21 protein-coding genes are annotated in these 23704 nt (G+C 66.4%); 12 read left to right on the top strand and 9 right to left on the bottom strand.

Annotated elements, in window-relative coordinates; genetic code table 11:
* The first annotated feature begins 19 nt into the window (after window positions 1–19).
* Entirely contained in the window at window positions 20–1420 is a 1401-nt protein-coding gene (locus tag HZY97_RS03440; protein WP_180140587.1) for a short-chain fatty acyl-CoA regulator family protein, read from the top strand.
* Here HZY97_RS03440 and HZY97_RS03435 read toward each other — a convergent pair.
* Window positions 1413–2339, bottom strand: a complete 927-nt coding sequence (locus tag HZY97_RS03435; RefSeq protein ID WP_180140585.1) for a DUF3829 domain-containing protein — start codon at window positions 2337–2339, stop codon at window positions 1413–1415. The two genes, HZY97_RS03440 and HZY97_RS03435, sit on opposite strands and share 8 nt — an antisense overlap.
* A 127-nt stretch (window positions 2340–2466) precedes the next feature.
* On the opposite strand from HZY97_RS03435, the gene HZY97_RS03430 reads away from it, so the two are divergent.
* A complete protein-coding gene (locus tag HZY97_RS03430) occupies window positions 2467–3225 on the top strand; it encodes a class II aldolase/adducin family protein (protein ID WP_180140583.1) in 759 nt (252 codons plus the stop codon).
* Window positions 3226–3284: 59 nt separating this feature from the next.
* On the opposite strand, the gene HZY97_RS03425 is transcribed toward HZY97_RS03430, so the two are convergent.
* Window positions 3285–3593 carry a GIY-YIG nuclease family protein gene (locus HZY97_RS03425; protein ID WP_180140581.1) on the bottom strand — a complete coding sequence of 103 codons (309 nt, stop codon included), beginning with the start codon at window positions 3591–3593 and terminating at the stop codon, window positions 3285–3287.
* Window positions 3594–3674: 81 nt separating this feature from the next.
* Window positions 3675–4475, bottom strand: coding sequence for a class III extradiol ring-cleavage dioxygenase (locus HZY97_RS03420; protein WP_180140579.1), 801 nt, complete (start codon window positions 4473–4475; stop codon window positions 3675–3677).
* A 77-nt stretch (window positions 4476–4552) separates the two neighbouring features.
* Between HZY97_RS03420 and HZY97_RS03415 the strand changes: the two genes are divergently transcribed.
* The 3 genes from HZY97_RS03415 (at window position 4553) to HZY97_RS03405 (ending at window position 6886) form a co-directional block, all read left to right on the top strand.
* Window positions 4553–5059: a (2Fe-2S)-binding protein gene (locus tag HZY97_RS03415; RefSeq protein ID WP_180140577.1), complete on the top strand. Its 507-nt coding sequence runs from the start codon at window positions 4553–4555 to the stop codon at window positions 5057–5059.
* A 117-nt stretch (window positions 5060–5176) separates the two neighbouring features.
* Window positions 5177–6073, top strand: a complete 897-nt coding sequence (locus HZY97_RS03410) for an RcnB family protein (protein ID WP_180140575.1) — start codon at window positions 5177–5179, stop codon at window positions 6071–6073.
* A 90-nt stretch (window positions 6074–6163) separates the two neighbouring features.
* Window positions 6164–6886 carry a prolyl hydroxylase family protein gene (locus tag HZY97_RS03405; RefSeq protein ID WP_373684280.1) on the top strand — a complete coding sequence of 241 codons (723 nt, stop codon included), beginning with the start codon at window positions 6164–6166 and terminating at the stop codon, window positions 6884–6886.
* A 116-nt stretch (window positions 6887–7002) separates the two neighbouring features.
* Here the strand turns inward: HZY97_RS03405 and dapA are convergent, their stop codons facing one another.
* Window positions 7003–7884, bottom strand: a complete 882-nt coding sequence (gene dapA, locus HZY97_RS03400) for a 4-hydroxy-tetrahydrodipicolinate synthase (protein ID WP_180140573.1) — start codon at window positions 7882–7884, stop codon at window positions 7003–7005.
* Between the two features lie 71 nt (window positions 7885–7955).
* Here dapA and HZY97_RS03395 point away from each other — a divergent pair, with 71 nt between their 5' ends.
* Window positions 7956–9962 (top strand): lytic transglycosylase domain-containing protein, encoded by a 2007-nt coding sequence (locus tag HZY97_RS03395; protein ID WP_180141636.1) that lies wholly within the window; start codon window positions 7956–7958, stop codon window positions 9960–9962.
* 44 nt (window positions 9963–10006) lie between these two features.
* Here the strand turns inward: HZY97_RS03395 and HZY97_RS03390 are convergent, their stop codons facing one another.
* Window positions 10007–13330, bottom strand: coding sequence for an autotransporter domain-containing protein (locus HZY97_RS03390; protein ID WP_180140571.1), 3324 nt, complete (start codon window positions 13328–13330; stop codon window positions 10007–10009).
* A 184-nt stretch (window positions 13331–13514) separates the two neighbouring features.
* Between HZY97_RS03390 and greB the strand changes: the two genes are divergently transcribed.
* From greB to HZY97_RS03375, 3 genes are all read left to right on the top strand, one after another.
* Entirely contained in the window at window positions 13515–13991 is a 477-nt protein-coding gene (gene greB / locus HZY97_RS03385; RefSeq protein WP_180140569.1) for a transcription elongation factor GreB, read from the top strand.
* Window positions 13992–14095: 104 nt separating this feature from the next.
* On the top strand, window positions 14096–14374 hold the full coding sequence (locus tag HZY97_RS03380) for an acylphosphatase (RefSeq protein ID WP_180140567.1): 279 nt from the start codon (window positions 14096–14098) through the stop codon (window positions 14372–14374).
* 116 nt (window positions 14375–14490) lie between these two features.
* Window positions 14491–14889 (top strand): DoxX family protein, encoded by a 399-nt coding sequence (locus HZY97_RS03375; RefSeq protein ID WP_180140565.1) that lies wholly within the window; start codon window positions 14491–14493, stop codon window positions 14887–14889.
* 34 nt (window positions 14890–14923) lie between these two features.
* Here the strand turns inward: HZY97_RS03375 and HZY97_RS03370 are convergent, their stop codons facing one another.
* Window positions 14924–15838 (bottom strand): hypothetical protein, encoded by a 915-nt coding sequence (locus HZY97_RS03370; protein WP_180140563.1) that lies wholly within the window; start codon window positions 15836–15838, stop codon window positions 14924–14926.
* A 14-nt stretch (window positions 15839–15852) separates the two neighbouring features.
* Entirely contained in the window at window positions 15853–16857 is a 1005-nt protein-coding gene (locus HZY97_RS03365) for a M28 family peptidase (protein WP_180140561.1), read from the bottom strand.
* Between the two features lie 40 nt (window positions 16858–16897).
* On the opposite strand from HZY97_RS03365, the gene HZY97_RS03360 reads away from it, so the two are divergent.
* Complete coding sequence (locus tag HZY97_RS03360) at window positions 16898–17695, top strand: transporter (protein WP_180140559.1); 798 nt, start codon at window positions 16898–16900, stop codon at window positions 17693–17695.
* A 27-nt stretch (window positions 17696–17722) separates the two neighbouring features.
* Here HZY97_RS03360 and HZY97_RS03355 read toward each other — a convergent pair whose 3' ends face one another.
* Both HZY97_RS03355 and ettA read right to left on the bottom strand, forming a co-directional pair.
* The gene (locus HZY97_RS03355; protein WP_180140557.1) at window positions 17723–19492 is read right to left on the bottom strand and encodes a methyl-accepting chemotaxis protein; all 1770 of its coding nucleotides are present in this window, start codon (window positions 19490–19492) and stop codon (window positions 17723–17725) included.
* Window positions 19493–19647: 155 nt separating this feature from the next.
* Complete coding sequence (gene ettA / locus HZY97_RS03350) at window positions 19648–21327, bottom strand: energy-dependent translational throttle protein EttA (RefSeq protein ID WP_180140555.1); 1680 nt, start codon at window positions 21325–21327, stop codon at window positions 19648–19650.
* 495 nt (window positions 21328–21822) lie between these two features.
* Between ettA and HZY97_RS03345 the strand changes: the two genes are divergently transcribed.
* Together HZY97_RS03345 and HZY97_RS03340 are read left to right on the top strand one after the other, a co-directional pair.
* On the top strand, window positions 21823–23199 hold the full coding sequence (locus tag HZY97_RS03345) for a M20/M25/M40 family metallo-hydrolase (protein WP_180140553.1): 1377 nt from the start codon (window positions 21823–21825) through the stop codon (window positions 23197–23199).
* Window positions 23200–23381: 182 nt separating this feature from the next.
* Window positions 23382–23615, top strand: coding sequence for a hypothetical protein (locus HZY97_RS03340; RefSeq protein WP_180140551.1), 234 nt, complete (start codon window positions 23382–23384; stop codon window positions 23613–23615).
* The last annotated feature ends 89 nt before the right edge of the window (window positions 23616–23704 follow it).

The raw sequence follows: 23704 nt of genomic DNA, 5'->3' as shown, positions 1-23704 counted from the left end.
TTGCAGATATACTGCACGGATGAGCAATTCTCCCCGCCGCCGCGTCTTCGAGGGCTTTCGCCTGCGCGAGTTGCGGCGGCGCGTCGGATTGAGCCAGGCCGCAATGGCAACGCGCCTCGGCATCTCGGTTTCCTATCTTTCGCAGATCGAGAATAACGACCGCCCGATTACCGACATCGTCCTCGTCGCCCTCGCCCGCGAATTCCCGCTCGAAGCGTTCGGCGACGCCGCGGACAGCTCGGCGCTGCTCCGCACGATCGACGCCGCCACCGATGCCAGCGTCCCCGCCGAGCGGATCGAGGAGGCGGATGTCCGCCGCGGCATCGAGCAGCAGCCCCTCCTCGCCCGCCGCATGGTCGCGCTCCACGACGCCTGGCGCCGCAGCCAGGAGCAGCTTCGCGTGCTCGACGACCGCTTCGACAGCGGCACCACCGATGCCGCCCCGCTCCCCTGGGAAGAGGTGCGCGACTGGTTTCACGCCGAGGGCAATTATGTCGACGCGATCGACCTGTCGGCCGAAACGCTCGCCGGCGACCTCGATCCCGATCGGCCCACCCGCGGCCTCGAGGATCGCCTGCGCTGGCACGGCGTGAAGGTGATCAACGAGGATGGCGACGGCGGCCAGCTCAGCCGCTTCGATCCGCGCGACCGCACCCTCGCGGTCAACAGCGCGCTCCCGCCCGAGAGCCGCGCCTTCCTGCTCGCCCACCGGCTGGTGCGCTACGAATTCGAGAATGAGATGCGCGAAGTGGTCGAGGGCTCGGGCCTCGCCTCCCCCGCCTCGCGCGAGTTGCTCAGCATCGGCCTCGCCAACTATGCCGCCGGCGCGCTGCTGATGCCCTATGCCGCGTTCAAGGACACGGCGCGCGACGTCCGCCACGACATCGACCGGTTGCGCCAGCGCTTCGGGGTGAGCTTCGAGCAGGCCTGTCACCGCCTCTCGACGCTCCAGCGACCCGGCATGCAGGGCCTGCCCTTCTTCTTCTGCCGCGTCGACATGGCCGGCAACATCACCAAGCGCCACTCGGCCACCCGCCTGCAATTCGCCCGCTTCGGCGGCGCCTGCCCGCTGTGGATGGTCCACGAGGCAGTGGCGATCCCCGACCGCATCCTCGTCCAGCATGCCGAGATGCCCGACGGCACGCGCTATGTCTCGATGGCCAAGGGACTGGTGAAGCCCTCGGGCAGCTACGCCCGTCCGCCGCGCCGCTATGCGGTGACGCTCGGATGCGAGGAGATGCACGCGGCCGACTTCGTCTATGCCGACGATCTCAAGCCGGGCGGCGCAGCCACCCCGATCGGCGCGAGCTGCCGCATCTGCCCGCGCACCGATTGCGACCAGCGCGCCTTCCCGCCCGCCGGCTCGGCGATCGCGATCGATCCCGACCGGCGGAGCGTGGTGCCTTACGGCTTCAATTGATGTCGTTGGCCATGCCGACAGCGTTGTTATAGCTGTCGACCATCGACTTCATGTCGTTGCCCGAATGGGACTGCTTTAGCTGGCGATACTGGCCGATCATCGTGCCCAGCATGTCGCTGACCAGGCCGTACACGCCTAGCTGACTCTTCCGGAGCGGCTCGGTCGCCTTGGGCTTGGCCTCCGCAATCGCCTTTTGCTGATCGGTCAGCAGCTTCTCGAGCGGCCCGACGATCGCATCCGCCTTGGCGAACACCGCCGGGTCCTTCAGGTCCTCTGGCTTGTTGAACAGCATCACCAGGTCCTCGGCCTGCTGCATCGCTTGCTTGTTGTTGTAGCCGACCATGTCGCCGGCAGCCTTGAACCTCGCCAGTTCGGCATCCACACCGGCACGACGCTGCTGAACCAGCGCGTCGTTGAAATCCTCCATCGCCTTCAGCGCCGCATCGAACTCGGCGGTCATCGCCGCGTCCTCGGCCTTGCCGCGCTTGAGGCCGTCCTGACGATAGGCCTTGGTGTTGTAATAGCCGTAGAGCGGTCCGAGCCGCGCCAGCACCTTAAGCAGCGCATTGTCGAGCGCCTCGGCCTTGGCATCGAGTTCGCCCAACGCGCCCGGGAGCGCCCGCGCCGTCTTGAGCTTGCCCTCCGCGGCCTCGATCCAGCCCTGGCTGATCGTGATATTGTCGCTGGCCGAGCGGGTGGCGATCTTCTCGCCCTTATATTCGTCGGCTGTCCGCGGCAGGCCGAATGTGTCGATCAGCGCGTTATACGCCTCGGTATAGCCGCTGACCTTGGCCGCCACCGCAGGCGTCGCCTCGACGGCCGCCGATCCGTTGCCGCTTCCAGACCCTGCGCCGCCACAGGCAGCCAGCGTGAACAATCCCGCCAGGACGACACCCTGGCGCAGTTTGACCTTGAGCATACAGAACACACCCCTCGACCGTTGCGCGGGCGAAACGCGTCACCCGCATATTCGATCCGGAGCCAGTTGCGGGGGGCGGCCGGTGCGTGGCATACCCGAAAAACGAAAAAGCCTTGGGAGAGGTTACATGGCCACCGCGCTCAAAAACTCGCAAATGACCGAAGCCGAGTGGGAGGCCCGCCAGCAGCTCGCCGCCTGCTACCGCGTGTTCGACATGCTCGGCTGGTCCGAGATGATCTACAACCACATCACGCTGAAGATCCCGGGGGAGGAAGGCGCGTTCCTGATCAACCCGTTCGGGCTGCACTTCAGTGAAGTGAAGGCATCGAACCTCGTCAAGATCGACATCGACGGCAACAAGCTCGACGACTCGCCCTATCCGGTGAACCGCGCCGGCTTCGTCCAGCACGCGCTGTTCCACCGCCATCTGCCCGACGCGCACTGCATCGCCCACACCCACACCACCGCGGGCATGGCCGTGGCGTCGGTCGAGGGCGGCCTGCGCCCGACCAACTTCTACGCCTGCAGCTTCGCCGGCCAGATCGCCTATCACGACTTCGAGGGCGTGACCGTCCGCGACGAGGAAGGCGAACGGCTGTTGGAGCATCTGGGCGACAAGCGCGTGATGCTGCTCAAGAACCACGGCATCCTGGTGATGGGGCGGACGTTGCCCGAGGCGTTCATCAAGCACTGGTCGCTCCAGCGCGCCTGCGAGATCCAGATCGCGACAGCAAGCATGGGCGAGCCGCTGGTGGTGTCCGACGAGGTGGTCGCCGTGCACCAGCGCGACCTCCACATGGCGCAGGTACCGGGAGGCCCGGGCGCGGCCGACTTCGCAGCGATGGTGCGGCTGGTCGACCGGACGGACAAGAGCTGGCGGGAATAGTCGCGCCAAGCACCTAAACCGTCACCCCGGCCTTGTGCCGGGGCCCACCGCGCCACGCGTCATACCGGCAGAGGTTCCAGCCCAAAACCCACCGCAAGGTCATTCCACATCGGATTCTGCCGCTCGATCAGGTTCCGTTTCCAATCTCGCCGATAGCGCTTGAGCTGCTTTTCCCGAGCGATGGCGCCTTCCATGCTCTCGCCTATTTCGAAATAGACCAGCCGCTTGATTCCGAGCCGCTTGGTATGCCCGTCGAAAGTACCTTCGCGATGCTGGCGTATCCGACCGAGCAGGTTCGACGTCACGCCGACATACACCGCACCGTTGTAACGGTTGGCCAGGATGTAGACGCAGGGTGTGCGGTCCATCGCGGGCGGCATTGTGTGCGGGCCGGTGGACCCCGGCACAAGGCCGGGGTGACGAAGGTGGGTCCGAAGTGGACTAACTTGTCAGCCGAACCGGTACCCGCTCACCGTCCACCCCAGCACATGGTCGCGGTAATCGCGCACCGCCGGCCCGTCGCCACCCGCGCCGAGCGCGACCATCAGCGGCAGGAGGTGCTCCTCGCGCGGATGGGCGAAGTGCGCGTGCGGGAGCTGGTCCCAGGCAGCCACCCGCTCGGCACGCCGCGCCGGATCGGCGTCGGTCACCGCCGCGGTAAGCGCATCGTCCCACTCGTCAGCGATCGGCGTCACCTGCGGACCACGGGCGCGCAAATTGTGGAAGCTCATGCCCGAACCGACGATCAGCACACCTTCATTGCGCAGCGGCGCCAGCGCCTTGCCGAGCGCGATATGGTCGGCAGGATCGAGATCCTTGCGCAACGAGAGCTGGACGAGCGGAATATCCGCCCCCGGCACCGCGACCATCATCGGGATGAACACCCCGTGATCCCAGCCCCGCTCTGCCTCCTCGCCCACCGGGAAACCCGCGCCTTCGAGCAACGCCTTCACTCGGGCCGCGACTTGCGGAGAACCCGGCGCATCCCAGCGCAGGCGATAAGTGTGCTCGGGGAAGCCATAATAGTCGAACAGCAAGGGCTGGCCGTTGCCGCTATGGACGGTGACCTGGTCCTCCTCCCAATGCCCCGAGACGAGCAGGATCGCCTTGGGCTTCTCGGGCAGCGAGTCGATCAGCCCGGCGAGATAGGCCTGCATGGACTGCCACATCGGGTCCGGAGGGCCGCCGTTCGGGTCCATGAAGAAGCAGGGGCCGCCGCCGTGCGGAATGAAGAGCGTGGGAAGTGTCATGCGGCTGATGTCGCGTGGCGCACGGCCCGGCACAATGGCGGTTTCGGAAACACCGCGTTTCCCGCTACACCTCCCGCATGACTCGCTTCACCGTCAACAACCAGCCGGTCGCCTACAAGATGGATCCGCGCACGCCGCTCCTTTGGGCGCTGCGTGATGCCTCGAACCTCACCGGCACCAAATATGGCTGCGGCACCGGCGATTGCGGCGCCTGCACGGTCGATGTGGACGGCACCGCCCGCCTCGCCTGCCAGGAAACGATCGGTGCGCTCGAGGGCACGTTCGTCACCACGATCGAGGGCCTGTCCAAGGATCGCAGCCATCCCGTCCAGCAGGCGCTGATCGCGGCCAACGTGCCGCAATGCGGCTATTGCATCCCCGGCGTGGTCATGGCCGCCTCGACGCTGCTGCGCACCAACCGCAATCCGAGCGAGCAGGACATCAAGGACGCGATCCCCAATATCTGCCGCTGTGGCATCTATCCGCGGCTGATCGACGCGATCCAGGACGCCGCCCGCATCACCCGCGGCGACGCGCCCGAACCGGTGGCCGGACAGGATGCACCCAGCACGCCGGAACCCTAATGTTTCAAATGCTTTCAATAAGCTGACAGTCGAATTCAGGGTCGTGTCAGCCACCGGGCTTTAAAGGATGTTTACCTTCAGAGCCCGGCATCGTGCCGGTCCCAGCGGAGACACATAATGAAGAAGACCTTGCTAGCGGCGATCATCGCCGCAACAGCCCTGGTCCCGCCGGCACTGGCGCAGGACCGTGGGCATCGCGGCGACGGCGGCGGCCGTGGCGGCAGCAATTCGGGCGCCTCGCAGCCTGCTCCGCAGAATCGCGGCGGCAATGGCGGCGGCTGGAACCGTGGCGGCGGCCAGCAGCAGTCGGCACAGCCGCAGCAGCAGGCCCAGCCCCAGCGCAGCTGGAACGGCGGCGGCAACAGCGGCGGCGGCTGGAACCGCGGCCAGCGCCCGAGCCAGCAGGTCGCGCAGCCCCAGGCGGCGCCGCAGGCACAGGCTCAGCCCCAGCGCAGCTGGAGCGGCAACCGTGGCAGCAGCAACGGCAGCCAGTGGAACCGTGGCGGCCAGAGCAGCAGCAGCAGCACCCGCCAGGACTGGAACCGCAATGACAATCGCGGCAGCAGCAGCAACGGCCAGTGGAATCGCGGCAATTCGGGCTGGAACGACCGCAACCGCAACGACGGCCGCTCGGACTGGAACCGCAACGGCAGCAACCGCGGCTATGACAACAACCGCGGCTGGAACGGCAGCAACAGCGGGCGCTGGAACAACAGCTGGCGCACCAACAGCCGCTATGACTGGCGCAGCTATCGCAGCTCGAACCGCAGCGCCTATCGCCTGCCGCGCTATTACGCGCCGTCGGGCTGGGGCTATGGCTATCGCCGCTTCGGGATCGGCTTCACGCTGAACTCGATCCTGTTCTCGTCGCAATACTGGATCAACGATCCCTATTACTACCGTCTCCCGGAGGCCTACGGCCCGTATCGCTGGGTGCGCTATTACAACGACGCGCTGCTGGTGGACGTCGAGACGGGTGAAGTGGTCGACACGATCTACGACATCTTCTGGTAAGCAGCCCGCATCTTGCCAGAAACGGGAGGCCCGGTCCGCCATGGACCGGGCCTCTTGCTTTTCCTCCCGTCAGGCGCGAATTGGCCCATTGTGAGCAAGAATATCGGCAGAGTATCGGGATCCCCCTCGCCCGTCCGTGCGCGGATGGCGCGGGAGGTGGTGGCCAAGCTGGAGGCCAATCCGGAGGTCAAGCGCGCCAAGGTCGAGGCGGCGCAGATGTTTACCTATCCGAACTTCTTCAGCGATGAAGAATGCGCGATGCTCGTCCGCCTGATCGACGACGCCGCGCGCCCCTCAACCCTGCTCGCCATGCACGAGGATCCCGAGTTCCGCACCAGCAGCTCGACCGATCTCGATCGCTGGTCCGAAGAGATCTGGCCGATCGACGATCGCATTGCCCACACGCTCGGCATCCCGCCGGTCAATGCCGAGACGCTGCAGGGCCAGCGCTACGAGCCCGGCCAGCAGTTCCGCGCGCATTGCGACTATTTCCACGAGAACGCGGAATATTGGGAGCGCATGGTCGAGACCGGCGGCCAGCGCACCTGGACCGCGATGGTCTATCTCAACGATGTCGAGGAAGGCGGCGCCACCTGGTTCCCGCGCGCCGGCGTCCGCTTCAAGCCCAAAAAGGGCATGATGCTGATCTGGAACAACATGCAGGAAGACGGCACCCCCAATTACGACACGCTCCACGAGGGCATGCGCGTGATCGAGGGGACGAAGTACATCGTCACCAAGTGGTTCCGCGAGAATGCGTGGATCAAGGGCCCGGTGCCGACCTATTATTCGGGCGGCGAGCAGCGGACCTGACCCCCGTCATGCTGAATTTGTTTCAGCATCCAACGCGCATCAGGCGAATACGCCAGAACCTCTTGTCTGGCGCTCGCCGATAGTTGGACCCTGAAACAAGTTCAGGGTGACGAAGCCTAGATCAGCCCAGCATGCGCCAGCGCCGCATCCACCGCGACCCGGCTCGCCTCGCTCGCCGGCGTCATCGGCAGGCGCAGCTCCTCGGGGAAGCCCGGACGCACCTTGGTCATCGCGTATTTCACCGGCCCCGGCGAGGCATCGGTGAACATCGCCAGATGCAGCGGGTAGAGACGGTCGTGCAGCGCGAGCGCCCTGGCGGTGTCGCCAGAAGCCCAGGCGGCCTGGAACTCGGCGCACAGCTTCGGCGCCACGTTCGCGCTCACCGAGATGCACCCCGTTCCGCCCATCGCGTTGAAGGCGAGCGCGGTCTCGTCATTGCCCGAAAGCTGGATGAAGTCCGCCCCGCAGCCGGCGCGCTGCTCGGTCACGCGGCCGAGCGCACCCGTCGCGTCCTTCACGCCCAGGAACTTGCCCGGGAACGCCTTGACGATCCGCGCCATCGTGCCCGGCTGGATGTCGGTCACCGTGCGGCCCGGCACATTATACAGCACAATCGGCAGGTCGGTCTTCTCGGCCACCGCTTCGAAGTGGCGGAAGATGCCTTCCTGGCTCGGGCGGTTGTAATAAGGCGGGACCATCAGCGCGGCGTCGGCACCGGCGGCCTGCGCCGCCTTCACATTCTCGACCGCGACCAAAGTGTCGTTCGATCCGGCGCCCGCGAGCACCGGCACACGGCCTTTCGCCTGGTCGACGCAGATGCGGACCACTTCGAAATGCTCGTCTTTGGGCATCGTCGCGGCCTCGCCGGTGGTGCCGCACGGCACCAGCCCGGCAGAGCCCTCGGCAATCTGCCATTCAACAAGCGCGCGATAATCTTCCTCCGCGAAGTTGCCGTTACGGAACGGCGTCACCAGCGCGGGAATGGAGCCCGAAAACATGGTCTCAGAATCTTCCTTAATTCCCGAAATCGGGGCTGGCAGATAGGGGCGACACGCGTATCATGTCCAGTATGCTTGCTCCGCTGTTCAAAAGCGCGTTGCTGTTCGCCGGTGTCTCCGGGCTCGCTGCTTCGTCGCAGCTGACCCAGGAGCAGATCCAGTGGTACAAGGTTGCGCTCGAAGCCGGGGTACCGCGCGTGCCGCCGCCCTATATCCAGGCCGATCAGCTTTCCGATGCGCTCGTCGAATGGAAGCGCCTGCAACAGTCGGATAATTTCCCCTTCTCCGACTATGCCAATTTCCTGCTCATGCATCCCGGCTGGCCCGGCGAGAAGAGCCGCCGCGCCGCCGCCGAGACCGTGCTCGAAAGCGGCACCTGGGCACCCGGCCTGGTCATCCGCTACTTCGAGCGCTTTCCGCCCCTCACCGCCGCCGGACGCACCCGCTACGCCGAGGCGCTGGCCGCCTCGGGCCGCCGCGCCGAAGGCGAAGAGCAGGCCCGCCGCGCCTGGCGCCACGGCGTGCTGCGTCCGCGTGACGAAACCGCGCTCCTCGCCGGCTTCTCGTCGGCGCTGACGCCCGCGGATCATGACGCGCGGATGGACATGCTGCTCTGGGCCGGCTCGCTCAGCGCCGCGCAGCGCCAGCTTTCCTATGTCTCGCCCGCGATGCGCCCGGTGTTCGACGCGCGCGTCGCCTTCCGTACCAAGGCGCCCGATGCCGATCTGAAGGGTTCGAACGCGCTTGCCCTTGGCCGGACCAATCCGGGCTTCATCGCCGATCGCGCGCAATGGCTGCGTGACACCGGCCAGAGCCCGGCAATGCGCGCCTATCTCGCCCAGCCGCGCCAGCTCGCGTCGTTCCCGGGTGATGCCGAGGAATGGTATGAAGTGCTGCTGACCGCGGCGCGCGGTGCCCAGTCGGACGGGCAGTTCAGCCTCGCCTATCAGATCGCCAGCCAGGTCGACGACGCCTTCCCGGCGGGCACCGACATCAGCGAGCAGCCGCTCGGCGAACGCGACGATTATACCAGCCTCACCTGGCTCGCCGGCACGGTGGCGCTCAACAATCTCGGCCGCAGCCGCGATGCGATCGGCATGTTCGATCGCTACGGCCATGGCTCGAAGACGCCGACTACCCAGTCCAAGGGCTTCTACTGGGCCGGCCGCGCCGCCGAGAGGGCGGGCGACCAGGCGACCGCGACCAAATATTTCACGCAGGCCGCCGGCTTCCCCGACGTCTATTACGGCCAGCTCGCCACCGAGCATCTCGGCAACCCGCTCAAGCGCCCGCCCGACTTCAACGCCCGCGTCGGCGATCCGGCGGTTCGCGACGCTTTCTTCAAGAAGGAAACCGTCCGCGCCGCGCAGCTGCTCGGCACGATGGGCAATCGCCAGGACCAGGGCCTGTTCATCCGCCAGATCGCCAATGACGCGACCAGCGACACCGATCACATCCTCGCCGCCGAGCTGAGCCGCGCGATCGGCCGCCCCGATCTCGGCGTGCTGGTCGGCAAGAGTGCGCTCCAGAACGGCCTGTCGGACTATACCGCCGCGGGCTATCCGACGGTCGCGGTCCCCGCCTCGCAGCAGGATTACTGGACGATCGTCCACGCCATTGCCCGCCAGGAAAGCCAGTTCGATCGCGACGCGGTCAGCCATGCCGGCGCGCGCGGGCTGATGCAGCTGATGCCGGGCACGGCACGCGAAGTCTCGACCAAGCTCGGCATGAGCTATGATCCGGGCTCGCTCAACTCGAACACCGATTACAACATCCAGCTCGGTTCGACCTATTTCCAGCGGATGTACAATCTCTACGGCAGCTACCCGCTGGCGATCGCCGCCTACAATGCCGGTCCCGGCAATGTGAACAAGTGGATCCGCGCGAACGGCGATCCCCGCCTGCCGGGCGGCGACATGGTCCAGTGGATCGAGCAGATTCCGATCTTCGAGACCAAGAACTACGTCCAGCGCGTGATCGAGAACGCGGTGGTCTATGACCTGCTCAACCCCGAACGCGCCCGCTCGCGCGGGCCGGCGAATACGAGCTGGTATCTGGGCAAGAACCGGCCGGGCTGAGCGCCACCCTCGCGCATCGATTTCGCGGCGATCACCCCGCGCCATTAGAACGCGATGGCTATTCCGCCCCTCACGCCATTGTCCTGGCCTGCGGACCCGAGCGCGCCGTCATAGGACAGATCGAGGCGCACGCTGTCGGTGATCCGATAGGCCGCGCGGATATTCGCATAGGCCGAATTGCGGAAGCGAGAGACGCCGATCACTTCGAAGGCGGCGCCGCTGGCAAAGGCGTGGCGATTGACCGGGGTCCGCTCGCCGAAACCGTGCGCCCAGCCCAATTCGCCGTCGAACGAAAGGCGCGCCACGGCTGGGGTACGAAACCGCAGGCCGGCGGTCGACAGCGTCGCATTGTCATGGCCTGGCGCCACGGTGAGCGCCGCGGCCGGCGCACCGCGCTCGGCAAAGCCATCCGTCTCGGCACGCAGCACCGCGATCCCGGCAAAGGGCTCCACATGCCCCCCACCGAGCGGCACGCGATACCCCAGCGACCCGAAGCCGTGCCACATCGACCCGTTATAATCGGCACTCAGGCGGCCACCGGCATATCCCGGAAAGCCCACCTGGCGCCGCGTGGCGATTTCCACATGCGCATAGCCACCGCCGGCATCGAATTGGAAATTCCCTGCGCTGCCGCCCAGATAGGCCGTGATCTGGAAACTGCGTATCGCCCCGCTGCTGGCCCGGTCGGACACGCGGATGCTGTCGTCCAGATAGCCCCCGACAATGCCCAAGCCGATCCCGTCGGCCACATCCACGTCCACGCCGAGCAAGGCGCCGCTCGCCTGGCGCCGCAGGCGCGCCGCATCGGCAGTCCGGTCGGTTTCGCCCCAATTGCCGGTCAGCTGCCCCCATATGCCGCCGCTCTCCCGGGCACCGAGCCGGCGCAGGACCGCGTTGCGAAGCAGTCGACTATCCTCGATCATCGCCGTGCGCGTGTCCGGGTGGATTTCACCCGAGAGGTTGTCGAATGCGGCGCGTGCCTCGGCGTCGGTCGGCAGCAGCAATGTCGCATTCCGAAGGGCATTGGTTGCCGGCAGCGAATCAAGCCCAGCCGCCACCGCGCGCTGGTTTCCGGTCAGGCCGGCTGCCGCCAAAGCGCGCAGCTGCGCATATTCGAGGTAGGCGGTCGTCGCGGTGTAGCCGACCTGCAGGCCGACAAACGCGCTCTGGAAGCGAGGCTCGAAGGCGAAGCTGCCGGTGATGCCGCCCGCAGCCGAGAGAAAGACATAGCGCTCGCCAAGCGCCATGGGCCCGACCTGGTTGACCGTCAGCGCCGCGCCGGGCTGGATGGTGAGCGCGCCGCCCGCCGTCAGCAGATCGACCGCACCGCCACCGAAATCGATGGCGAGCTGCGATCCCGCTGCGAACACCGCCGCGCCGCTAGTGGTGATCCTGTCGCCCGCGGCGCCGTCGCGCATGGTGATCATGCCGGCGTTGCTGAGCAGCTCGAGGTCGGAGAAGGTCGTCGTCTCCGCGGCATTGCCGAAGCCGGCCCGGATCGTGCCCGTTGCCGCATTCGTCAGGCGATCGCTGCCCGCTCCGAAATTGCTGGTGCCGCCGATGGAATCGAACAGGCCGTTGTTCACGACGCTGTCGTCGCCGCCCGCACCGGCAAGGTTGAGCGTGCCGAGCAGGGTGCCGTTGTTGACGATCGACACCGGCCCGCCCGTTGCGAAGATCGCCTGGCTGGCGCTGGCACCCGACGCGTTGCGGAGGGTGCCGTTGTTGACGATCGCGAGCCCCAGCGTGGGGGTGCTGGTTGCATAAATCGCCGCCACCCCGCCCTGCACCGTCCCGTTCACCTGGATCGACGCGCCCACCGTGCCGCGATTGTCGATGGCAATGCCGCTGTTCGCGCCGGTCGCATTGTTGGCCGTGACGGCGATGGCGCCGGCCGTTGCCGGCTGTGCCGGCGCAACCGAACTGGGTTGCGCGGTCGCGCGGATGCCGTCCTGCACGCCCGCGGCAAGCCCAGTGGAGACGATCGTCGTGCGCCCGCGCCCCTCGCTGGTCGCGCGAATGCCGTAGTCCCCGGACGTGTCGGTGGCAGTGACGAAAAGGTCGCCGGAGGCACCCACACCCCGTGCATCGATACCCGGCCCGATTTGCGCAGTGACGGCCGCGCCCGCCGTTACCCTAGTGGTCCCGGTGCCCAGGTTGGACGCAAAGATGCCGGTGTTGCCGCCGGTCACGATGCCGGAGGTCGTCACGGTGAGATCGGTGGTATTGGCTCCCGGATTATAGGCAACGAGGCCGGTACCCGCGCCCAGCGCCTGGACCGGTCCGGTAGCGATCACCGTGGTACTGCCCCTGCCCTGGTTGGTCACCGCCATGCCTGACAGCCCGCTTACCTGCGCGACCTGAACCGACACATCGCCGCCATTGGCGCCAATCAGCACGTTGATGCCCGCAATCCCGAAACGATGGCTGGTGACGGGGCCGGCCGCCACGATATCGGTACGCCCGGTGCCGTTCTGGCGCACGTCGATGCCGTACATGCCGCCCGCAACCGTTGCCGCCCGAAGCGTTAAGTCGGTCGTCGGCGCCGCATTCTCGATATAGATTCCGGCCTGCCGCGAACCCAGGCCTTGCCCGATAACCGTCCCGGTGGCGATCACTGTCGTGGCGCCCGTACCGCTGTTCGCGAGCAACATGCCATACAGGCCGCCGGTGACGTTGTTGACGGAGACATTCATCACCGATGCGCCGGCACCCGTAACGGCGTCGATCCCGTCTCGAAACTCGCCGACCACGTCGCCAAGCGCCGTTAGGTTGAAGGTGCCAACCCCGGAACCCGCCCCGAACCGCAATATCGTGATGCCGTAATGCTGGCCGTAGACCGCGCCCTCGGTCCGCAGGCTGACGTCGGTAGCATCGCCGCCGTTGAGCAAGGTGATCGCATCGGCATCGGTCGCAGTCACCGCTCCCCGCGTCACGACATTGGTTGCACCCGAACCGAAATTATTCGTGAGGATGCCATCCGAGCCGCCCCTGATCGCGCCATTGACGTCGACGCGCAGCGGGCCGGTACCGGAGACGTCGACCTGCAACGCGATGGTGCCGGACGTCAGCGACGATGCGTTCGCATCGGTATAGGATGCGCCGCCGGCAGCCGCGGTGATCCCGAGCCCGGTTCCGCTCGCCGTGACCGAAAAGCCCGGCGCCGTGGTGACATCGGGCGCGGTGCTGGTAACGGTCTGCGGGGTGGTGTTGGTCCCGGAACAGACCACGTTGTTCGGCGCGGCGGGGTTGGGCGCGACGCATTGCGCAAAGGCAGCGGGCGAATAGGCTGCCGCGCTCGCAGCGACAATGCTGCCACAGAGGCGCAAGGATAGGTTGGAGCGTGCGCGCCAATATCCTGCCTTCATGATACGAACATCGCGAATATGCCGATGATGGATCATACACCCCCCTTGGCCAGTTCCTCGGTCCGCTCCCAAATTCCTGGCGCCGCTACGGCGAACAATATGCCCTGTTGGCCCTGTCTACCGGACAGCGCGGCCAAGCCCAATTCCTTTTCACATCGAACGCCCGGCTGCTACAGCACTATTTGTGGACCGCCCCAACTACATCACCCCCACCGGCTACGCCGTGCTCAAGGCCGAATACGACAATCTCTTCGGCACCGAGCGCCCCGCCCTGGTCGAGACGATCTCCTGGGCCGCGGGCAATGGCGATCGCTCGGAGAATGGCGATTACATCTACGGCCGCAAGCGGCTGCGCGAGATCGACCGGCGGCTGGGCTGGCTGTCGAAGCGGATGAAGGCAGCCAAGGTCGTCGACCCTGCCCAGCAGGAAGACCGCAGCCGCGTCTATTTCGGCGCCACCGTCCAGATCGCCGATGAGGACGACAATCACCGCACGCTCACGCTGGTCGGCGATGACGAGGCCGATGCCGGCAAGGGGCTGGTCGGCTGGAATTCGCCGATTGCGCGTGCGCTGCGCGGTGCCGCGATCAGCGACCTCAGGCGCGTGATGCTCCCCGCCGGAGAGCGCGAATATGAAGTGATTGCGATCACCTACCCCTAAGGCGCGACGAGCCGCACCCTGGGCTGATTCCCTCGCATCTTCAAAATGATAGAGTTGTGACAGGCCGCGAGGGACGCCGGCCGGGTAAAAGAGCGTGGGGATATATGACGGCACAGCGTATTCTGGTGTCGGGGCGCGTGCAGCGTGTCGGCTATCGCGACTGGGCGGTTCGCCTTGCCAAGCAGCTTGGCGTGAAGGGATGGGTTCGCAACCTCAACGACGGACGCGTGGAGCTGCTCGCGGAGGGCGATGACGAAGTGCTCGTCTCGCTTACTGAGGCGCTTCGGGAGGGGCCGCCGATGGCGGTGGTCGACCATGTCGAGGCCTTCCAGACGTCGGGCGACAAGCACGCCAAGGGCTTCACCAAGCGCTTCACGGCCTGAAGCCTGCGACCGGAAACATACGGTTTCCGGGGCGTCGGTTGACCGGCGGGACATGAGATGAAACATTTCAGCCTCGAAACGGCGCGCTTGGGGCGTGGCCGTGAGGAGAGACGTTCATGCCCATTCCCGCCACCTGGTCCGACAAGCTGCTCAGCGTGCTGCGCATCGTCGCGGGCCTCGCATTCCTGCAGCACGGCCTGAGCAAGTTCTTCGGCTTTCCGCCGTCGCCGATGCCGTTCCCCTCGCCGATGCCGCCGATCCTGCTGGCATCGGGCACGATCGAGCTCGTCGCCGGCGCGCTGCTGGTGATCGGCCTGTTCACCCGCCCGGTCGCGTTCATCGCCTCCGGCATGTGCGCGGTGGGCTATTTCATGGCGCATGCGGGCATGGGCGCGAAATTCTTCCCGCTGGTGAACGGCGGCGAGACGATCCTGCTCTACTGCTTCATCTTCCTCTACCTCGCAGCCGCCGGCGGCGGTGCGTGGAGCGCGGATGCGGCGATGAAGAAGGCCTGAGGCCCGATGTTGGCCGTGCCGGCCCCCGGCACGGTCAGCAGCGATAGCTCGCCAGCGCCGCTTCCAGCTTCGCCTTCACCTGCTCCGGCGGCAGCCTGGCGAGCGCATCGAGCGACATGCACTCCCCCAGCTGCTTCGCCAGCACATAGCCCAGATAATAGCCGAAGCGCGGCGGCCAGCCGGCCTGCGCCTTGCCGCCCTTGCCGAAGAAGAACATCGCGTAATCGTCCTGATCGGTCGATGCGAGCCTGCCCCGGAGGAGGCACATCGCCGCCGCCAGCCTCGGCTCCACCTCGGGCCGGATCGGCCGCGGGACGGTGAGCAGCAGCGCACGGTCGTCCGCACCCGGGTTCATCCGCGACGCGACATAGACCGCCAGCCCTTCCTGCCACAGCGAGCACCACAGCGCCGGGCAATCCGGGAAGTATTTCGCGTGGTGGAAATGGAACATCTCATGGTCGAGGAACGGTCCGATCGATGCGGGATCGTGGATCTTCGCGATCACATCCGCGCCGAAGATCGCGACCGTCTTGCCGCGCAGCTCGCGCGTGCCGCCGTCCATCTCGTTTAGCGAGTGCACCAGATAGACCGGCATGTCGGGCGCGTAGTCGGGGAAGAAGGTGCGAAAGCGCGTGGTCGCGGTGGCATAGGCCGCCGAGAAGCTCTTTGCGACGGCGAGGAACTTGTCGCGCGCCGCCGGATAGTCCTCGAGCGCCTTCTGCACCCGCGCATCATACTGCGCCTCGGTCGCCCCGAAGCGCGGCTCGTAAAAGCCCGGTACCAGCGCATCGAACCTGTCGCGGAACGCCCTTACGCGCTCCGCAGGCGGCATCGTCGTCGTGGACGTCGCGAATGTATCGAACGCGTCGGTGGTGGATTGCAGCGCCGGCGCCTGCGCCGCGGCGGGCGCGGCCATGAGCAGTGCGGCTGCCAGCAGGATCGATCGCATCCTATGCCTCCTCTTCATCGCCAGCCGCGCAGCAGCCGCTCCAGCCCTGCGGTCACCCGCGCCAGCCGCTCATAATCGAGCTTGTCCGGTGTATCCTTCGCCGTGTGATAATGCGGATAGCGGAACGGCGCAGTGTCCGTGATCATCAGTGCGGGCACGCCGATCTGACCGAACGACCAGTGATCCGACCAGTCGATGCCCTGGACGAAGCCCGGCGCGGTGCCGCCGACGCTCGGGAATTGCGCGACGGCGCGGAACGCCCCGACCGTCCTGCGCACCAGCGGCCGCGCCGAGACCGTGCCAACGAACGCGACGAAATTGCCCGTGTCCGGATAAAGCGCGCCGAGCGGGAACGGATAATGCTGGCTGCCCGGCGTGTCGCGGTAGAAGCCCAAGGTCTCGAGCGAGAACATCGCGTCGGGCTTCTGCCCCTTGTCCGCCAGCGCCCTGGCATAGACCAGGCTGCCCATCCGCTCGGTCTTGAAGAAGGGTGGCTCCTCATTGGCGAAGAAGGCCAGCCGGATGCGCACATTCGCCTTGCCGCGCAGGTCGGCGAGCAGCCGGGCGAGCTCGAGCAATGCCGCGGTGCCGCTGCCATTGTCGTTGGCGCCGGGCGCAGACCGGGCGCTGTCGTAATGCGCGCCCACCACCAGCGTCGGCGCGCTGGCCGATGCCGGCTCGATCACCGCTTCGAGGTTGACCGCCAGCCCCTCGTCAAACGCCTGCCGCGTCACCGTATAGCCCCGCCCCGTCAGCGTCCGCTCGATATAGCCGGCCGCCGCGGCATAGGCGGGCGCATGGCCGATATTGTGCGGCGTGCTGCCGATCGCGACGACATGCCCGCGCAGCCGCCCGGCGAGGTCGTGCTCCTCGGTGCTGAGTGCCGGCAACGGCCCTTCCCAGGACGTCCCCGGCACCGACGTCATCCAGCGCAGCGCCACGAAGGGCGAGAGGAACAGCGCCACCAGCATCGCCAGCACGACGACCCGGCCAGCCTTCTCCCGAATCCACTCGCGCATCCCACTCCCCTTGCCCGAAGCCTAGGTCTATGAGCGGGCGATGATCAAGCATCTGCGCCTGTTGGCAATCGCCGCCTTTGCCGGGATCGGCACCGCGCACGCGCAGGACCTGCGTCCGCTCTGCCCGGACCGGCCCGGCCTCGACACTCCCGCCTGCATCGTCGATCGTGGGCATCTGGTGGCGGAGATGGGCGCGGTGGACTGGTCGCTCGATCGCGACGCAAGTCAGCGCAGCGACAGCTTCACCTTTGGCGACTTGCTGCTGCGCTACGGCGTCACGTCGGATACGGAAGTCCAGCTCGGCTGGACGGCGCTCGGCACGGTGCGCACCCGGGCGGGCGGCACGGTCAGCCATGCAAGCGGCACCGGCGACACGAGCATCGCCGTCCGCCACAATCTCTCCCATCCGGACGGTTCGGGCTTCGCCGCCGCGATCATGCCCTATGCGACGCTACCCACCGGCGGCGCGACGCTCGGCGCGGGCGATTGGGGCGCCGGGCTGATCCTGCCGCTCAGCTACAGCCTCACCGATACGCTCGGCCTCTCGCTGACCCCGGAGATCGACGCCGCCGTCGATGGCGACCGCCATGGCCGCCACCTCGCTTATGGCAGCGCCATCGGAATCACCACGGCGCTCAGCAAATCGGTGAGCAGCGCCTTCGAGCTGGAAGCGGTGCGCGACAAGGATCCCGCGGGCCACGCCACCGAGGCGCTCGCCAGCCTGTCCTTCGCCTGGCAGCCGAAGTCGAACCTGCAGCTCGACATGGGCGCCGTCGCCGGGCTCAATGCGGCGAGCCCGGACGTGGAGCTCTACCTGGGAATCGCGCGCCGCTTCTAAGGGCGCGCGATCCCCGGGTGGAGCGGGTTACGCCGCGACGCTGTGCAGCTGCGCGGTCGAGCGGCTGCGCGGCGTGGCGCTGGTCGCCGGGCCGGTGCGGAAGCGGCTCGACTGGTCGGCGAGATTGGCGACTTCCACCGCCAGATTGCGCGAGGCAGCCGAGGTTTCCTCGACCATCGCCGCATTCTGCTGCGTGCCGCGGTCCATCTCGCTCACCGCCGTCACGATCTGGGTGATCGCGGTCGACTGCGCCTGATTGTCTGCCGCCATGGCGTCGAGCAGCTTGTGCACGGCACCCACGCCGCCCGAGATCGCCTCGAGCGCAGTGTCCATCCGCTGCACGGCATCGACTGCGGAGCCGACTTCGTCCTGCGTGACCGTGAGCTGCTCGCGGGCGCGCTTGGCTTCCTCCTCGGCGCGCATCGCCAGCGCCGAGACCAGGTCGGCGACCACTGCGAAGCCACGGCCGGCTTCACCGGCACGCCCGGCCTCGACCGCGGCGTTCATCGCGAGAACGCGCGTCTGGAAGGCGATCTTGTCGAGACCCTCGATCACGTCGTCGATGCCGCGGGCGCTGTCGCTGACCCGGCCCATCGCAGTGACTGCCTGCTCGGCGAGCGTGCGGCCATCGCCGACCACGCGGATCGCCTCGTCGGCACTGCGCACCGTCTGGCTGGCCGATTCGGCCGAGCCGCGCAGCCGCTCGTCCATCTGGGCGAGCGCAGCCGAGGTTTCCTCGATGCTCGCAGCACTGGCTTCGGTCCGGCGCGCCAGGTCTTCCGAAGCCTGGGCGATCTCGGTCGAGCCCGACTGGATCGCGATCGCGCCTTCGCTCACTGCCGCGATCAGCGTGCGCAGTGCAGTCAGCGCGCTGTTGAAGTTGGTCTTGAGCGTCGCATAGCTCTCCGGGAACTCGACCCGGATCTCGCCGGTCAGGTCGCCGTCCGCCAGCGCCGACAGGCCATCGGCCAGCGCAGTGGTGACGATCTTCTGCGTCTTGGCAGCGGCGGCTGCGGCATCGCGCTCCTTGGCGATCACGGCTTCGAGGAACGCATCGACCGAGCGGGCGATGTCGCCGATCTCGTCGCGCTGGTCGAGATGCGGCACCTTGGCGCCGCCATTCTGGCGCGCCAGGCCGTGGATCACCTCGGCCAGGCCCTTGATCGGCGCCACGACCTTGCGGCTGACGATGTAGAAAGCCCCGCCCAGCACGCCGAGCGCGATCAGGCCGAGCGCGATCACGATGGCGGTGGCGACATTCGCCCAGCCCAGCGCATTGGTGGTCACTTCGCTGGCGACGCTGATCTGCATGTTGACCAGCTTGCCGACGGTGTCGGACACCGGATCGACGTCCGCATAGATTTCGCCCGCGATGAACTGGTCGAGCCCGGCACGGTCGCCGGCGCGCAGGATCTTCTCGAGGCGGGCGACGCCGTCATTGGCCTTGGCCATCGCGGCTTCCGCCTGCTTGGCGAGCGCCTCTTCCTCCTCGGTCGCGTCCGAAGCGGCATAGCGCTTCCAGGCGGCGTCGAGATCGGCCTTGCCCTTCTGGATGTTCGCGGCGGCCTGATCGAAGCTGAGATTGCCGGTGCGCGCCTTCTGGGCGGAATCGACGATGTTCACCGCATAGCTATCGGCGACGAGCTTGAGGTCCTTGAGCGGGATCACGCGATCCGCGAGCACCGTGTCGAGCGCATTGCGGCTCGTCGTGGCCGACCAGGAAAACCCTGCGATGACGGCGCCGAGGACGATCCCCAGCATCACCAGCGCGGCGAGCAGCTTTTGCTTCAACGTCATCATGCAACTCCGGCAACTTCGTAATTTATGATTTTATAGAGCCGAATCCGGAGGGAGTGCGGGGGCGCAACGAAAAACGCCCGGGCGTTTCCACCCGGGCGCTCTTCGATTTTGGTCAGGAAGCCGCTCCAGCGCGTTGCCGGAGCAGCGTTTCCTCAGCGCGTCAGCTTCTTGTAGGCCAGCGCGGTCGGACGATCCGCCGCGTCGCCCAGACGGCGGCGCTTGTCTTCCTCATAGGCTTCGAAATTGCCCTCGAACCATTCGACATGGCTGTTGCCTTCGAAGGCGAGGATGTGCGTGGCGAGGCGATCGAGGAAGAAGCGATCGTGGCTGATGACCACGGCGCAGCCCGCGAAATTCTCGATGGCCTCTTCCAGCGCGCCCAGCGTCTCGACGTCGAGATCGTTGGTCGGCTCGTCGAGCAGCAGCACGTTGCCGCCGCGCTTCAGCATCTTGGCGATGTTGACGCGGTTGCGCTCACCACCCGAGAGCTTGCCGACATTCTTCTGCTGGTCGGCGCCCTTGAAGTTGAACGCGCCGACATAGGCACGCGTCGAGGCGTCGTGGCCGTTGACCTTCATGTAATCATGGCCGTCCGAGATTTCCTCCCAGACGTTCTTCTTGTCGTCAAGGTGATCGCGGCTCTGGTCGACATAGCCGAGGCGCACGGTCGAACCCATTTCGATCGTGCCTTCGTCAGGGGTCTCCTGGCCGGTGATCATCTTGAACAGCGTCGACTTGCCGGCGCCGTTCGGCCCGATCACCCCGACGATGCCACCGGCAGGCAGCGTGAACGAGAGATTCTCGAACAGCAGCTTGTCGCCATAGGCCTTCGAGATGTTCTCGACTTCGATGACCTTGCCGCCCAGCCGCTCGGGCACCTGGATGACGATCTGGGCGCCGCTCGGCTTGCGGTTCTTCTGCTGCTCGACCAGCTGGTCGAACTTGGCGATACGCGCCTTGGACTTGGTCTGGCGGGCCTTGGCGCCCTGCCGGATCCATTCGAGCTCGTTCTTGATCGCGGTCTGGCGGCTCGATTCCTCGCGATCCTCCTGCTCGAGGCGCTTGGCCTTCTTCTCGAGATAGGTCGAGTAATTGCCCTCGTACGGGAAATACTTGCCGCGATCGATCTCGAGGATCCAGCCGACCACGTTATCGAGGAAGTAGCGATCGTGGGTGATCATCAGCACCGCGCCGGCATATTCCTTGAGGTGGTTCTCAAGCCACTGGACGCTCTCGGCGTCGAGGTGGTTGGTCGGCTCGTCGAGCAACAGGATCGACGGCTTCTGGATCAGCAGCCGGGTGAGCGCGATGCGGCGGCGTTCACCGCCCGACAGGTTCTCGACCGGCCAGTCGCCCGGCGGGCAACGCAGTGCTTCCATCGCGACTTCGAGCTGGTTGTCGAGCGTCCAGCCATCGACCGCGTCGATCTTGGTCTGGAGATTGCCCATTTCCTCGAGCAGCGCGTCGAAATCGGTGTCGTCCTTGGGATCGCCCATCTCGGCCGAGATCGCATTGAAGCGGTCGACCAGGTCGGCGGTCTCGCGCGCACCCTGCTTGACGTTTTCGAGCACGGTCTTGGTCGGGTCGAGCTGGGGCTCCTGCTCCAGATAGCCGACGGTGATATACTCGCCCGGCCATGCCTCGCCGGTGAAGTCCTTGTCGACGCCTGCCATGATCTTCATCAGGGTCGACTTGCCGGCGCCGTTTGGGCCGACGATGCCGATCTTGGCACCCTGATAGAATTGCAGGTTGATGTTGCTCAGCACCGGCTTGGCAGCGCCGGGGAAGGTCTTGGTCATGTCCTTCATGACGAAGGCGTATTGGGCGGCCACGTGGCGGTCTCCGTTCGCAGGTCTGGATGTGCAGGAAGTTTGGCGGCGATGTAGCGATGGGACGGCGAAATGGCAACGCGGCGGTGGCGCGCTGGCGTCCACTAAGCCCAGCCTGCCTCCCTCGCCTTGCGCTGGACCTTTCTACCCCCGTCATGCTGAACTTGTTTCAGCATCCAACGCGCCACCGGCGGTATCGCACGTGGAAAGTTGGACCCTGAAACAAGTTCAGGGTGACGAGAAGTTTTTTGATCCCGGCTTCCGGTTTCCAGAGGGCCAATCCGCTTGCAATGTTGGATTTCGTCTGTTGTCGTCCTCTCGGGACAGCAGGGCGCAAAGGTGGGCGTCATTCAACCGATCGGTTGACCGAGCCTCCCGTGAAAGCGAGTCAAAGGAGTCAATGAATTGGTCAACCAGCCGGTTGAATATCGCTCGGAAACGCAGCGGAAACCGTCGGTCCATTGCCGAATGTTTCGCTCGCGACTAGCGTCCGCCGCCATGACCAAGCGCATCCTGCTCGCGGCCGTCGCCGCGCTCGCCCTTCCCCTCCCAGCTCTGGCCCAGACGCATGATGTCGCCGCGCTGCGCGACGCCGCGCTCAAGGACGATATTGCCTGGGATGTGGTCGAAGGTCTGACCACCGAAGTCGGCCAGCGCCTCGCCGCGACCGAGGCCGAGGCGCGCGCCCGCGCCTGGGCGGTCAGGAAGCTCACTGCGCTCGGCTTTCAGAACGTCCATATCGAGACCTACAAGATGCCGCTGTGGGAGCGCGGGATCGAGACGGCCGAAGTGCTCGGCGCCTCGTCGCAGAAGCTCACCATCGCCGCGCTCGGCAATTCGGGCTCGACGGGGCCGAAGCCGGTCGAGGCCGAGGTCGCCTATTTCCCCACGCTCGCCGATCTCCAGGCCGCCCCGGCTGAGGCCGTGAAGGGCAAGATCGTGTTCGTCAGCAACGCGATGACGCCCACTCAGGACGGCTCGCAATACGGCTATTACGGCGCAGCCCGCCGCTCGGGACCGAACCTCGCGGCGAGCAAGGGCGCGGTGGCGATCCTGATCCGCTCGATCGGTACCGACTATCACCGCAACCCGCACACCGGCGTGACCAACTGGGCCAAGGACGTGAAGCCGATCGGCGCCGCCGCGCTGTCGCTCCCCGACGCCGAGCAGCTGGCGCGGCTGCTCAAGCGCGGACCGGTCAAGCTGCGCGTGCAGATCACTGCGGGCATGAAGGGTGAGGCCGAATCGGGCAATGTCGTCGCCGACGTGCCGGGCAGCGATCCTTCGGCGGGCATCATCCTGGTCGGGGGCCATCTGGACAGCTGGGATCTCGGCACCGGCGCGATCGACGATGCGGCGGGCGTGGCGATCACCACTGCTGCCGCCAAGCGGATCATGGACGCCGGCCAGCCGCGCCGCACGATCCGCGTCGTCTGGTTCGGCGCCGAGGAGCCGGGCGGCTTTGGCGGCGCGGCCTATGCCAAGGCGCACGCGGGTGAGCGCCATGTGCTCGCCCAGGAATCCGATTTCGGCGCCGATCGCGTCTGGAAGTTCGAGACGAACCTGCCCGAAGGCGCCAAGCCGATCGCCGATCGCCTGGCCACCGCGCTTTCGCCGCTTGGCATCTCGCGGGGCCGTGGTACGGCGCATGGCGGCACCGATGTCGGCCCGGTGATCAACACCGGCGTCGGCGTGATCGACATGAGCCAGTCGGGCCTGCGCTATTTCGACTATCACCACACGCCTGACGACACGCTCGACAAGATCGATCCCGAGCAACTGCGGCAGAATGTGGCAGCCTGGACCGCGATGCTGGCAGTGACCGCCAACGCGCCCGAGGACATCGGACCGATCCCCAAGGGTGAGGGCGAGTGAGGGAACCTCCGGCCGCCTCGTTCATTGATGGCGGCCAGCGGGCGAGATTTGGGCCAAAAAATGTCCTAAATCCTGCCCGCCGGTGAATTTGCGATTGACGCAAACGCAACGACCGCTATTCCAGCGGTTCGCGACGGCAAAGGGCCGGCTGCGAAACGTTTAAGTTCCTTTAGGAGCACCACATGAAGAAGATCCTGATTGTTGCTGCGACCGCCGGCCTGATGTCGCTCGCGGCTTGCAACGGTGGCACCACCAACACCACTGCCGAGAACGTTGCCGATTCGCATGAAGCGAATGCCGCTGCCTATGAGGCCGCTGCCGACAACACCACCAACGCTGCTGCCGAGACCGTTCTCGAGAACGCCGCGAACGTGGAAGAGAACAAGGCCGACGCGGCAAACGCGAACGCGCACTGATCTCTGTTCGGCACCCGGCTTCACGCCGGACCGAGAGATAGGAAAGGACGCTCCCGCAAGGGGGCGTCCTTTTCCGTTTGGGCCATTCG

This window comes from Sphingomonas sp. R-74633 (assembly GCF_013416555.1).
In the GTDB taxonomy this organism is placed as follows: Bacteria; Pseudomonadota; Alphaproteobacteria; order Sphingomonadales; family Sphingomonadaceae; genus Sphingomonas.
The sequence above is the reverse complement of the archived record's forward strand: the minus strand, read 5'-3'. Positions and strand labels throughout refer to the sequence as shown.